The organism is Pantoea folii (assembly GCF_056678875.1).
In genome coordinates this window covers 36,752-48,908 of sequence record NZ_JBWXON010000001.1, presented here as the reverse complement: position 1 = coordinate 48,908, position 12,157 = coordinate 36,752, and the positions used below count along the sequence as shown (strand labels likewise).

General features: G+C 53.1%; 12 protein-coding genes and 1 pseudogene. 5 read left to right on the top strand and 8 right to left on the bottom strand.

The annotated features are described in order from the left end of the window. Positions 1–38 precede the first annotated feature (38 nt). The 4 genes and pseudogenes from AC1MDE_RS00250 to AC1MDE_RS00235 form a co-directional block, all read right to left on the bottom strand. Positions 39–842, bottom strand: coding sequence for an anti-sigma factor family protein (locus tag AC1MDE_RS00250; RefSeq protein WP_479415118.1), 804 nt, complete (start codon positions 840–842; stop codon positions 39–41). Further along, positions 839–1,305, bottom strand: a pseudogene (locus tag AC1MDE_RS00245) (sigma-70 family RNA polymerase sigma factor). Before AC1MDE_RS00245 ends, AC1MDE_RS00250 begins: the two are co-directional and overlap by 4 nt. A 75-nt stretch (positions 1,306–1,380) precedes the next feature. Further along, positions 1,381–1,917 (bottom strand): tetratricopeptide repeat protein, encoded by a 537-nt coding sequence (locus tag AC1MDE_RS00240; RefSeq protein ID WP_082678128.1) that lies wholly within the window; start codon positions 1,915–1,917, stop codon positions 1,381–1,383. A 3-nt stretch (positions 1,918–1,920) separates the two neighbouring features. Next, the gene (locus AC1MDE_RS00235) at positions 1,921–2,517 is read right to left on the bottom strand and encodes a cytochrome b (protein WP_479415117.1); all 597 of its coding nucleotides are present in this window, start codon (positions 2,515–2,517) and stop codon (positions 1,921–1,923) included. Between the two features lie 172 nt (positions 2,518–2,689). Between AC1MDE_RS00235 and AC1MDE_RS00230 the strand changes: the two genes are divergently transcribed. Continuing rightward, positions 2,690–3,865: an efflux RND transporter periplasmic adaptor subunit gene (locus AC1MDE_RS00230; RefSeq protein ID WP_479415116.1), complete on the top strand. Its 1,176-nt coding sequence runs from the start codon at positions 2,690–2,692 to the stop codon at positions 3,863–3,865. Beyond that, the gene (locus tag AC1MDE_RS00225; protein WP_479415115.1) at positions 3,862–5,796 is read left to right on the top strand and encodes a MacB family efflux pump subunit; all 1,935 of its coding nucleotides are present in this window, start codon (positions 3,862–3,864) and stop codon (positions 5,794–5,796) included. Before AC1MDE_RS00230 ends, AC1MDE_RS00225 begins: the two co-directional genes overlap by 4 nt. A gap of 76 nt (positions 5,797–5,872) precedes the next feature. Here the strand turns inward: AC1MDE_RS00225 and AC1MDE_RS00220 are convergent, their stop codons facing one another. Beyond that, positions 5,873–6,700 carry a MurR/RpiR family transcriptional regulator gene (locus AC1MDE_RS00220; protein ID WP_160867490.1) on the bottom strand — a complete coding sequence of 276 codons (828 nt, stop codon included), beginning with the start codon at positions 6,698–6,700 and terminating at the stop codon, positions 5,873–5,875. 174 nt (positions 6,701–6,874) lie between these two features. Between AC1MDE_RS00220 and AC1MDE_RS00215 the strand changes: the two genes are divergently transcribed. Then, positions 6,875–8,431 carry a maltose/glucose-specific PTS transporter subunit IIC gene (locus tag AC1MDE_RS00215; protein ID WP_479415113.1) on the top strand — a complete coding sequence of 519 codons (1,557 nt, stop codon included), beginning with the start codon at positions 6,875–6,877 and terminating at the stop codon, positions 8,429–8,431. After that, positions 8,428–9,117, top strand: coding sequence for an N-acetylmannosamine-6-phosphate 2-epimerase (locus tag AC1MDE_RS00210; RefSeq protein ID WP_058960978.1), 690 nt, complete (start codon positions 8,428–8,430; stop codon positions 9,115–9,117). The genes AC1MDE_RS00215 and AC1MDE_RS00210 overlap by 4 nt, the downstream gene beginning before the upstream one ends. A gap of 69 nt (positions 9,118–9,186) precedes the next feature. Here the strand turns inward: AC1MDE_RS00210 and AC1MDE_RS00205 are convergent, their stop codons facing one another. From AC1MDE_RS00205 to AC1MDE_RS00195, 3 genes are all read right to left on the bottom strand, one after another. Further along, positions 9,187–9,402: a YdgH/BhsA/McbA-like domain containing protein gene (locus tag AC1MDE_RS00205; protein WP_034829885.1), complete on the bottom strand. Its 216-nt coding sequence runs from the start codon at positions 9,400–9,402 to the stop codon at positions 9,187–9,189. Positions 9,403–9,740: 338 nt separating this feature from the next. Further along, positions 9,741–10,052 carry a cupin domain-containing protein gene (locus AC1MDE_RS00200; protein ID WP_097119056.1) on the bottom strand — a complete coding sequence of 104 codons (312 nt, stop codon included), beginning with the start codon at positions 10,050–10,052 and terminating at the stop codon, positions 9,741–9,743. A gap of 86 nt (positions 10,053–10,138) precedes the next feature. Beyond that, positions 10,139–11,269, bottom strand: a complete 1,131-nt coding sequence (locus AC1MDE_RS00195) for an MFS transporter (protein WP_479415112.1) — start codon at positions 11,267–11,269, stop codon at positions 10,139–10,141. 135 nt (positions 11,270–11,404) lie between these two features. Here AC1MDE_RS00195 and AC1MDE_RS00190 point away from each other — a divergent pair, with 135 nt between their 5' ends. After that, complete coding sequence (locus AC1MDE_RS00190) at positions 11,405–12,154, top strand: IclR family transcriptional regulator (protein WP_034829888.1); 750 nt, start codon at positions 11,405–11,407, stop codon at positions 12,152–12,154. Positions 12,155–12,157 lie beyond the last annotated feature (3 nt).

Below are 12,157 nucleotides of genomic sequence, written 5' to 3'. Positions count from 1 at the left end.
GGCATAATCGGGGGCGGTTCAAAGGTTGCCTTGTACATCTACACCAGAGCGGCGCTCAACACCTGCGCCGCTCGTTTTAACTGATCAGCAGGATTGCGCCCAATCAGCACGTACTGATATCCGCTGCGATGCCACCACACCAGATTCATACCGTGCCGTTTTTCCTGCGCCAATGCCCTCTGTTTACTCGCATCTTCCCGCGAAATACACAGGGCCATCGGACCGTAATTGCTGTGATTCCAGGCGATTTGAGTGATCAGTGAATCGTCGTAGCGCAGCATACGCACACTTTTCAAGCTTGCTTCAGGAAGCGTCAATTGCTCAGTCGTCAGACGCAGATCGAGGTCGCGCGCCGTGCGTTGTAATGAACGCGCTAACACCTGTGGCGAACTGTCGACATCCGCCAACGTTTCCGGGCTATAGAGCGACATATATTGTGCTTCCAGTTCACGTATTCGCGCGCTCTCATCCTGTTCAGCTTTCGCGACGGGTCTGGCCCAAAAACCGACGGCACTGCCCACCAGCAGAAAACTGACTGATGCCGCGATCAACGCACGGCGGCTAACCTGAACAGCCTCTTTTATCGGTGCGGACGGTGTGTTGTCCAGCAGGTACGCCAGTCGTGACTCCATACGCTCCAGCGGCGCCTCATCCAGCATTGGCGCGAACGCATCCGCAAAAGGTTGATTGCTTTTCATCAGCTCAGCCGTCCGTGCTGACAACGTTTCACTGCGCTTTAATTCGGTTTCAAACGCCTGCGCATCCTCCGCGCGCATTTCACCATCCAGCCAGGCAACGATAGCTTCGTCGGCATAGGGCGAGGTAAATCGTGGTGCATTCACAAGCGTTTCTCCTGTACCGCAGGCCGCGCTGTCACTGCGCTGGCTAAAGTAGTGCGTGCCGCAGCGAGGCGGCTCATGATGGTTCCAATCGGCACGGCCAGCGTGTCGGCGGCTTCCTGATAGGTAAAACCCTCGACATAAACTAAAAATACCGCGTTGCGCTGTGCCTCTGGCAACTGCCCAACCCGTTGCATCACTTTGGCATATTGCATGCGCTGTTCATTGTGTTGCTGATGGTCGGGAGCGAGCAATTCATCACTCTCGACGAATCCCTGCCCCATGCGTACCCGCTGCGCGCGCAGTTCGTTGATCCACACGGAGTGCAGCACGGTAAACAGCCAGCGATCGATGCGTGTGCCCGGTGTGTGCGGGCGCTGCGTTCCAGCGCCCGCACACAGGTGGACTGCACTAACTCTTCGGCCACATCTTTATTACGCGATAACACCATCGCGTAACGCCACATACGCGTCAGATGCGCCGCCAGATGTTGACGGACTTCAGTGCTGGTAATATTTCTATCCTCCGTCAACAGCGGTCATCAGGACTCAGGATGACCATTAATGGCCGCGTGCAAATCCTGATACTCTTCACACTTCACACCGCACAGCGATTTGATGATAGTGAGCTGCTCTTTAGCCAGATCCGGTCGGCCTTTGATCATCCAGGCTTCACCTAAATATTCACGCACTTTGGCATATTTCGGGTCTAGTGCGATCGATTTCTGATAGTAACGCATCCCTTCGTCGGTGCGGCCCAGTTTACGTGTGGCGTAGCCGCGATAATTCCATGCCTCTTTGGTGTTCTGATTGTGCAACGTATCCAGTAACGTCAGCGCAGCTTGATACTCGCCTTTTTTCGCCAGGTGGTAGGCGTAATTCGTCTTATCCTCATCACTCAGCATGCTGGTTTTTTCCGGCACGCAGGATTTGGTTTTGCTGTCATAAACCTGCCCTTTCGGACAGTCCGGGGTTTTCTTGTCACTGTCGTCATCGCCCATGGCGAATGCAGTCGGTGCATGTAACACCATCAGCAATACCGGCACGGCAAACCAGCGAACCTGATTCATCATCTTCATCATTCATTTATCCTCGTGGAGGGGCATCGAATCGCGCAACGGCAGCATACGGCGCAGCACGTTGTCACGCAGAACGTAGTGATGGAGTAACGCCGCCAGCGCATGCGCGCCTGCCAGGCTAATCAGCGCCCAGCCAACGTTATTGTGTAATCCCGCCAGCGTGTGACGCAGTGCGGTATCGACATGAATAAAGGTTGGAATATCGAACAGGCCAAAGAAATTAAACGGTTCCTGTTGCGACCAACGAAACAGAAAACCCAATACAACCTGAGTGAATAACAACAGGTACAACAAGCCATGAACGGCATGCGCGATGATGCGCATCGGCGTGCTGCTTTCAGCTGGCGCCACGGCCAAATGCGTCTGACGTTGGCAATAGAAACGCCACAGTGGGCGCACAATCATCACTAAAGCCAGCAAAATGCCAAAAGAGATATGCCACGCCTGTAAACCCTTGCGCAGCGGTGTGCCCTTTTCCAGTTGTTCCCAAATGTGCGCCGAGGCAAACAGAAAAATGACGCTAAACGCAGTGATCCAGTGCAGCGTCATGCTGAAAGCGTCATAGCGTTGACGTGAGTTTTGGCGGGCCGGAGCGGACATAGCATTTCCCAAATAGTGAGTGGTTTAGGGGTAAACAACTCAACGACGATTTCTATTCGAAAAATTTTCATTTTTTTCTCAACGCACCCAACTTAATGCAGAAATCCTGACGAATTTTCTCCTGTTTGTTGCATTTAGTGATTACTATTCTCGCTTCATTAAAGGGATGCTTATGTTGAATACCTCTAAAAAGCGGCTTTTGGTCGCGATCGCTATTTTGGCGATCATTATTCTGGTCTGGGCCTACAGCAGTTCAAGACCAAAACCGAATCCACTGGTCACTGCCGTGGTGCGTCAAGGCGACATCGAAAACGTCATCGCTGCGACCGGCAAGATGGACGCTATTGAGCGCGTCAATGTCGGTGCGCAGGTTTCAGGTCAGGTGAAAAAGCTCTATATCAAAGCCGGAGATAACGTCAGTAAGGGCGAGCTGATCGCTGAAATTGACGACCAGCCACAGCGCAGTGATTTACGCAACGCGCAGGCTGCACTGAGCGTCGCGCAAGCCGATCTGGAAACACGTGAAGCGACGTTGGTCAGGCAGGATGCGCAGTTCAAACGCCTGCAGCAAATGATTAAAGCCAACCTGGTGTCACGTCAGGATTTTGACGAAGCGGCAGAAGCGTGGAGCACCGCACGTGCTGAGTTGACGGCGCAAAAAGCGCGCGTCATTCAAGCACAAATTGAGGTGGACAAGAAGCAGCTCGATCTCAGCTATACCCGCATCATGGCACCGATGGATGGCACGGTGATCGCCATCGTGACCAAACAGGGCCAGACGGTTAACGCCGCGCAGAGCGCGCCGACCATCGCCAAGCTGGCGCAACTTGGCACCATGACCATTAAAGTGCAGGTTTCCGAAGCGGACATCACCAACATCCACCCCGGCCAGCAAGCCTGGTTTACCACCTTCGCCAATCCCGATAAACGCTACAACGCGACGCTGCGTAGCATTGAACTGGCACCCGAATCAGTGATGAAAGATGATGCCTTGATGGGCAACAGTGAAAGTACGCCGGCCAGCAGTACCAATGCCGCCATTTATTACAATGCGTTACTCGATGTTCCCAATCCCGATAACACCCTGCGCATCTCAATGACCGCGCAAGTTAATCTGCTGCGCGACAATGCGAAAGACGCGCTGTTGATTCCGGTACAGGCAACGAAAAAAGACGCGGAAGGCAAGACCTTTGTCGAGGTGGCGAACAAGGAGAATCAGCCTGAGAAACGTATTATCACCACCGGTATTTCAGACAGCGTTGATATTCAGGTTCTCAGCGGCTTGAAAGCCGGTGAAAAAGTCATCCTTGCTACCCAAGCCGCCGGTGCGGACAAGGTGGTGATGTGAGCTTGATCGAACTGAAAAACATTCAGCGCAGCTATGTTAACGGTTCAGAATCTTTGCATGTGCTGAAAGATATCAATTTGCAGATCGCCAGTGGCGAAATGGTCGCGATCATTGGCCCTTCCGGCTCGGGCAAATCCACATTGCTGAATATTCTCGGCTGCCTGGATGCCGCCGACAGCGGTCACTATTTTATCTCAGGCCAGAATACCGCTTCACTCTCTCCGGACGCGCTGGCGAAAGTCCGCCGTGAACATATTGGCTTCATTTTTCAGCGCTACCACTTAATGCCGGATCTGACCGCATTAAGCAACGTCGAAATCCCGGCGATTTATGCCAATTTGCCGGGGCATGCGCGGCGGGCTCGTGCTGCTCAATTACTGGAACGACTCGGTCTCAAAGGCCGTGAACATCATAAACCGGGTGAACTCTCTGGTGGCCAGCAACAGCGCGTCAGTATTGCGCGAGCGTTGATTAATGGAGCCGAGATTATTCTCGCCGATGAACCGACCGGCGCGCTGGATTCGCATTCTGGCGAGGAAGTGTTACGCATTCTTCATGACCTGAATCGTGACGGCCATACGGTAATTATCGTCACACACGATATGAAAGTGGCGCAACACGCAGACCGCATCATCGAAATCCAGGACGGCGAAATTTTTGCTGACAGCGGGCCAAAAACAGAGGCGACGCGATCGCGCTATCAGCCAATGGTGAGCAGAAGTCAGAGCAAGCTGCGCGGATTTATTGATCGCCTGCGCGAGTCAATGCGCATGGCGCTAAATGCCATGAATACGCATCGCTTACGCACCGCACTCACCATGACCGGTATTATTTTTGGTATTGCCGCTGTCGTCACTGTCGTCGCGCTTGGACAAGGTGCGCGTGAAAAAACGCTGGAGAGTATTTCCGGTCTCGGGACGAATGTGGTGTCCGTGTATGCCGGCGGTGATTTCGCCGAAGATGATGCGCATCCGGTGTTGACGCTGGTGATGGCTGATGCCGATGTGATTGCTCGCCAGCAGTTTGTCGACAAAGTCAGCCCTGAGCTGCTCTCGACCCAGCCGATCCGTTATCTCTCCAACTCGTCGAAAGCATCCGTATCGGGCGTCGGCAAAGATTACTTTGAGATTCAGGGCATCAAACTCACCGAAGGCAGCAACTTCAGTGATGAACGCCATGCCCGGCAAGAGATCATCATTGATACCAATACGCGCAATAAGCTGTTTGCAGCCAATGAAAACCCCATCGGAAAAATGATCGTGTTAGGGTCTGTGCCGGTGCGAGTCATTGGTGTGGCGCATGAAGATAACGGCATTTCGCCCAATCGTCTCAGCGTGTGGCTGCCCTGGAGCACCATGATGTACCGCATCAGTGGGCAAACAGCGCTCACAAGTATCAGCGTTAAACTTAAAGATGATGTGGTCAGCGGTCCGGCGGTGGAATCTCTCACGCAACTATTGACTGCGCGCCATGGCACCAAAGACTTCCTGATGTTTAACCGCGATAAGTACCGCAAAGCGATTGAAGGGGCAGCAGCCACCTTGACCTTGCTGATTTTGATGGTGGCATCGATTGCGCTGATGATCGGCAGCATCGGCGTGATGAATATTATGCTGGTGTCCGTCACCGAACGAACGCATGAGATTGGCGTGCGTATGGCCGTGGGTGCGCGGCGTGGCGATATCATGCAGCAGTTTATGATTGAGGCGGTGCTGGTATGTTTGGTTGGCGGTTCACTCGGCGTGGCACTCTCACTGGTGATCGGTCCGCTGATTAGCCTGATGGCAGGCGGTGTACTGACAGCCATCTACTCATGGGAATCCGCGGGGGCAGCTTTCGCCTGCTCCACTATTATCGGCATGATTTTTGGTTATTTGCCTGCGCGCAAAGCTGCCCGTATGGATCCGGTCGCCGCGCTGGCGAGTGAGTAAATGTATCTTCTCGGGTGCGCATCGCTGCGCACCGATTTTTCCGTCATGTTGGAAATAAGAGCGAATGACCCAGCGGTCAGATTAACATCGGCAACGTTGCACTGGCCGTTTGCTGACTAGCAGTGGCGTAATGCGCATCATGTGCCATCAGCTCCCCCATTAACGCCTCAACCAGCAACATCGCCCCTACCTTCCCACTCAACGTTCCGGCATTAAGTGGACCTTCCGGTCGCGCCGCCACCAGCAACATATCCGCCAGATTGCCCATCGGGCTGCGCAGCGTATTACTTAGCATCAGCACCTGAGCTTTGCGCTTCTTCGCCACATTGACCACATGCATCAGATCTTTGGTGGAACCGGAAGCAGAGATCGCGATGACCAAATCACCTTCACCCAGGGTCGAAGCATTCATGGCCGCACGATGCATATCACCAAACAGCTGCGCGGATTTGCCCAGCCGTAGTAGACGATAATGCAAATATTCGCCGGTTATCGCGCTGGCAGCCACGCCATAGATTTGGATAGAACGCGCCTGATGCACCGCCGCACCTGCCTGCTGTAAGACCTCGCGATCAATAAATTTTCCGGTATCGCGCAGCGCCTGCACCGACTCTTCCACCAGCGCATCAACCGGATCGCCCGTTGCTGCCAGCGTGGGCTGACTCTGCTGCACATCCAGCGCCAGCGCCATCTTAAATTCGGTGTAGCCTTTGCAACTCAGGTTGCGGCACAAGCGCGTCACGCTGGCTTCGCTGGTGTCCGTCTCTTTCGCCAATTCGGTAATGGTGAGATACAGCACTCTCTGCGGTTCGGTCAGGATGAAGTCGCCCAGCTTTTGCAGCGCAGGACTGTAGCCCGGCAAGCCCTGCTTCAGATGCAGCAAAATATTTCCATTGTCCGTCATGACACCTCTCCATTAGCCAATATTGATGGCGCTTAGTGTGCGTAAAGGCCCTGCTTTGTGCCAGCAGAATTGATTATAAGTGAAAGCTATCACACTAATGGTAGTAATTTTCATCCGATGAAGTAGATTATGATAATAATTTTTACCACAACAACACTTCGGGGATAAAAATTTATGTCAATGTTCAGTGGAGCCTCTTCAGGAGGCTGGTTTGAAAAAGCGCAACGTTTTGGAAAATCCTTTATGTTGCCGATCGCGGTATTACCTGCCGCCGGCTTGCTATTGGGCATTGGCGGCGCGTTATCCAATCCCAACACTGTTAAAGCCTATCCGTTTCTGGATATCGCCTGGCTACAAGGGGTGTTCACCATCATGGCCAGCGCCGGTTCGGTGGTCTTCGCCAACCTCGCAGTGCTGTTTGCGGTGGGCGTGGCGGTAGGTCTCGCGAAAAGCGACAAGGGCACAGCAGGACTGGCATCTCTGCTCGCCTATCTGGTGATGAATGCCACCATCAATGCCCTCTTGACGCTCACCGGCGTGCTGGCCAGCAGTAATCTCAGTGCCGTGGGTCAAGGTATGGCGCTGGGCATTCAAACGCTGGAAACCGGCGTGTTTGGTGGTGTTGTGATCGGGGTGGTCACCGCGTTACTGCACAACCGCTATAACAAAATTGCCCTGCCACAATTTCTCGGCTTCTTTGGTGGCTCACGCTTCGTCCCGATTATTAGCTCGTTTGTGGCGATTATCGTTGGCGCGGCAATGACCATCGTCTGGCCGCATTTTCAGAAATTGATATTCGGTATGGGTGGACTGGTCGATGCCACGGGGTATTTCGGCACCTTCATATACGGCTTTGTGTTGCGCATGCTCGGCCCGTTTGGTCTGCATCACATCTTCTATCTGCCTTTCTGGACTACCGCTTTGGGCGGCAGTGAAATGGTCAATGGTCATCTGGTTGAAGGCACTCAGCGCATTTTCTTCGCTCAGTTGGCCGATCCCAATACGCAGCAGTTTTATCTGGGGACGGCGCGCTTTATGTCGGGCCGCTTTATCACCATGATGTTTGGCCTGATCGGGGCTTGTCTGGCGATGTATCACACTGCCAAACCCGAGAACCGCAAACGTGTGGCCGGTTTGTTATTATCCGCCGCTCTCACCTCATTTCTGACTGGGATCACCGAACCGATTGAGTTCTCGTTCCTGTTTGTGGCGCCAGTGTTATATGTGATTCACGCGCTGTTCGATGGCCTGGCCTTTATGATCGCCCACATCCTGCACATCACCATTGGACAGACCTTCTCCGGCGGTTTAATCGATTTCATTCTGTTCGGTGTATTGCAGGGTGAAGCGAAAACCCACTGGATGTATGTGCCCCTGGTCGGCGTGCCATGGTTCCTGCTGTATTACTGTACCTTCCGCCTGCTGATCACTCGATTCAATTTCAAAACGCCAGGCCGTGAAGATGTCAGCATCGATACCTTGCCAGTTGCCGCTGGCGAACGCCCTTTGCAGGTGATTGAAGCGCTGGGCGGTAAAGACAATATTGCCGAACTTGACTGCTGCGCCACACGTTTGCGTATCACACTAAACGACAGTTCTAAACTTAATGAAGCCGCATTGAAGGCCACGGGCGCTCGCGCGGTTATCCAGCGTGGCAACGGCGTACAGGTGATCTATGGCCCGCACGTCACCATTATCAAAAATGAAGTTGAGGAGTTACTCGCGCTATGAAAGCAAACATGCTGGAGCAAATTAAAGGGAAACTGGTGGTGTCTTGTCAGGCACTGGAAAATGAACCCCTGCACAGCGCCTATATCATGTCGCGTATGGCATTAGCCGCGAAGCAAGGTGGCGCGTCGGCAATCCGCGCCAACAGTCTGATCGATGTAGAGCAGATTATGCAAACCGTGGATTTGCCCATTATCGCCATTATCAAACGAGATTATTCAGGCAGTGATGTATATATCACTGCCACGCTCAAAGAGGTCGATGAATTAATGGCGGCGAATCCAGCGATGATCGCGCTGGACGCCACGCAGCATCAGAGGCCTGGCGAACTGCAGTTGCCGCAGTTGGTGGCGGCGATTCGTCAACGCTATCCGCAGTTATTGCTGATGGCAGATATCGCGACAGTTGATGAGGCGTTGCTGGCGGATGAACTCGGCTTCGACTGCGTAGGTACTACGCTGCATGGCTATACGGCGGAAACGCGCGGAAAGTATCTGGCGGCAAATGATTTTCACTTTCTGCGTGAAGTATTAACAGCAGTGAAGGCGCCAGTGATTGCAGAAGGCAATGTGGAAACACCTGAGATGGCGGCGCAGTGTTTAAAACTGGGCGCACATGCTGTGGTGGTCGGTGGCGCGATTACCCGTCCTCAGCAAATAACGCAGCGTTTTGTCAACGCAATCAGCTAATACGTTTTATCAGGCCTTAAATAGCAAAGCCGCCCGAAGGCGGCCTTAACGCTGAAGCGGAAACTGAACTTATTTGTACAGTTCTGCAGTCATGTGCACACGGTTGTTGGTGTTCGCTTCAGTGATTTTATACTGAGCGCCCTGCTGCTGTGCTACTGCGGCAACTTTCGCTTCGGCACCGTCAAGAGTTGATGACTCAACGGAGATGCTCTGGGCAAAGCTGGCAGCAGACATCAGTGAAAGAGCGGCGGCAGCGGCGATGGTCAGTGTTTTGATGGTTTTCATGGTCTTATTCCTTTGGGTTGTTTGTGAAGGCTGTGTGCCTTCGATGAAAATAATAATAACCCAGGTTACCATTACCATATTAACTATTAGTGCGATCATGATAATCCAGATAATCATACGCAGCGTTACTGTCACATCGACTGTCATAATGATCAGGATGTTATCCACATTTCAGGTGAAAAGACCGCGCGCTAACCTGTGGATAAATCATCTCTCACCGCCAACCACGCCAGCTACACTGCCGTGGTTACTTTTCGTACGAGCTTGCGCCTGATTGCTCACTCATCTCCTGTTACGCCTAACGGATCAAATCGTTACCGATTACGGTTAGTGTGGTTTCATACCGAATCCTCTTTCTCAACCACCAGTACCCGCGCGGCGCCCTGCGGATGGGCAACATGCTCGGTTCCCACACTGGCAAAGAAAATATCACCGACATTCAACATCACTTTCTGTACTTCGCCCTGCTCGCGGTAATGCATTTCTACTGCACCATCCAACACCACAAAGACCTCTTCGCCGTCGTTGATGTGCCAGCGATAAGGTTTATCAGTCCAATGCAGTCTGACGCTGGTACCGTCGAAATTGGCAATATCAACGGCATCCCAGGCTTTGGCTGGAGTAAAGTTTTTACTGATGATGGTTTTCATGCGCATCCTGAATGATTGAGATTGCGCACTATATTAACGGTAAGCCGTCGATGAATGAGGACATGCATCGACCCTTTTCGGACAGATTAATCCCTCACCACGGCGAACTTACGCAAAGCAACAATATTCATCACGGCCAGTATTGCTGCGGCAATAAAGGTCATCTCCACTTGGCCGGGAATATAAGCCATAAAGGCCGCGAGAAATTGCCCGGCAAAGATTGCCATCGATAAACGCGCCAGTTGACGTCCACGCTCATGCGGTTGGCTGGTTTCAACCGTCATATGGTTGACCAGAGGCACTGACAAGCCAAATCCCATGCCTAACAGGATGCCGCCCGGCAGGCACAGCAGCATGTCCGGTGCAGCAGCAAACTCCAGGTGCGCCAACATATAACAAACGAACGCCATGATCAGGGTTGGATAAGGACCAAATTGCAGTGCCACATGCGGCATCAACGCTGCAGCCAGCACGGCCACCAGCGAAACGAATGACAGAAAATACCCGATATGAGCGGCATTAACGCCCAACGCGGCAAAGCGTTGTGGCAGCATGATGATAGCGGTAAAGAAACACATCATGGAGCAGATGGCCGCCAGCAATACCGGACGCAATGCCCGATCGCTGTTGGTTGCGCCTTCATCCCTGGTTTCAGTGGCGATTTGCTGTTGCGGACGTGGAATCAAAATGACCACCAATGCGAGCAGCAACCAGGAGAAAAGATAGAGTGCATAGGGATAGCGCCAACTCAAGGAAGCCAGAATCCCGCCAATAAATAAAAACACCACTCCACCAAGTTCGATAGCCATGCCCTGACGCGCCATCATTTTAAGTCGTGCTTCAGCCTGATAAAAACTGGCAATTAAACTGGTTCCAGCCGACATCACTACGGCGGTAAAACAGCCTAATAGGACACGATCAATGATCTGCAGGGGTGCGCCGGGTAACCAGGCACCCGCCACGCCCAATCCGCCGTAACAGAAAAGACCCACAAGAAGCATGGGGTAAGCGCCATAACGGTCTATCGCTCGTCCGGCAAAAGGCCCTGCCAGTACCACGCCCAATGCTGGCAGCGTTACCAGCCAGTTAGCCAGATGTGAGACTCCTAATTGCGCAGCAATCTCACTCAATCCCGGTACGATAACGCAGCCCACCATGATGGTCAGGCAACTCACAGCCAATAACGTCATTGCCGCTGCAGGTTTTAATACAGTCATGAATACACCTATCCGCATAATGGGTTTATCATCCACATATCGGACATGAGTGTTAAGGTAATCGCGTGTGATGTCAATCGCTAGCGCGTAACGTGATAGAGTGGCGCGTGGGTAAATCGATGAAACGGATGAATAATGGTCGCAGATACTGAAGCTAACGGATCACAGGTGATTGCACGTGCCGCCACCCTTTTGCGCGCACTGGAAAATCGCCCCGCTGGATTATCAATGTCCGAACTGGCGAAATCGACTGCGTTACCGCGAACCACGGTTCATCGATTGGTGACCTCTCTGATTGCTCAGCAGTTGCTGATCCAGGACAGCGCGGGAATTAAATTGGGGCCAGCACTGACCAGACTTGCCGCCTCAGCGCACACCGATATTATTGCGCTGGCGCAACCGGCGATGGAGACGCTGGGCCGTCGCACCCGCGAAACGGTGGACTTGTGTGTCTGGCGTGGCAGCCACACGGTACTGGTCAGCCAATATGCTTCGGATCAGGAGCTGCGCGTGGTTTCGCCCATCAGCACCGCCTTTCCTTCCCACTGCGCCGCACATGGCAAAGCCCTATTGGCGGAACAGCCTGAAGAGCTTTTGACGACGTTAATGCCGCAGTTGAATGAGGTGCGCACCCTGCAAACGTTGAAAGATCGTCAGCCTTTGCTGAAAGCGATTGAGTCAATTCGCCAGCAAGGTTATGCGATTGATCGGGAGGAGCATGCGCGCGGCGTTTGTGGCGTCAGTGTTGCTCTGCACACCGGGCCGGGTGAACGCTATGCGCTGGCCTTAGCCGTGCCGGCTATGCGCTTCGATGAGCAGTTTCCCCAACTACTGGCCGCGCTGATGCAGGCGAAGGCAGAAATTGAAACGCTGGTGGCGCGCTAAAAA

Excerpts from the sequence above, each read along its gene's own strand:
- AC1MDE_RS00240 (WP_082678128.1), bottom strand. The coding sequence starts at position 1,917 with ATGAAGATGATGAATCAGGTTCGCTGGTTTGCCGTGCCGGTATTGCTG.
- AC1MDE_RS00235 (WP_479415117.1), bottom strand. The coding sequence starts at position 2,517 with ATGTCCGCTCCGGCCCGCCAAAACTCACGTCAACGCTATGACGCTTTC.
- AC1MDE_RS00230 (WP_479415116.1), top strand. The coding sequence starts at position 2,690 with ATGTTGAATACCTCTAAAAAGCGGCTTTTGGTCGCGATCGCTATTTTG.
- AC1MDE_RS00220 (WP_160867490.1), bottom strand. The coding sequence starts at position 6,700 with ATGACGGACAATGGAAATATTTTGCTGCATCTGAAGCAGGGCTTGCCG.
- AC1MDE_RS00215 (WP_479415113.1), top strand. The coding sequence starts at position 6,875 with ATGTCAATGTTCAGTGGAGCCTCTTCAGGAGGCTGGTTTGAAAAAGCG.
- AC1MDE_RS00210 (WP_058960978.1), top strand. The coding sequence starts at position 8,428 with ATGAAAGCAAACATGCTGGAGCAAATTAAAGGGAAACTGGTGGTGTCT.
- AC1MDE_RS00205 (WP_034829885.1), bottom strand. The coding sequence starts at position 9,402 with ATGAAAACCATCAAAACACTGACCATCGCCGCTGCCGCCGCTCTTTCA.
- AC1MDE_RS00200 (WP_097119056.1), bottom strand. The coding sequence starts at position 10,052 with ATGAAAACCATCATCAGTAAAAACTTTACTCCAGCCAAAGCCTGGGAT.
- AC1MDE_RS00195 (WP_479415112.1), bottom strand. The coding sequence starts at position 11,269 with ATGACTGTATTAAAACCTGCAGCGGCAATGACGTTATTGGCTGTGAGT.
- AC1MDE_RS00190 (WP_034829888.1), top strand. The coding sequence starts at position 11,405 with ATGGTCGCAGATACTGAAGCTAACGGATCACAGGTGATTGCACGTGCC.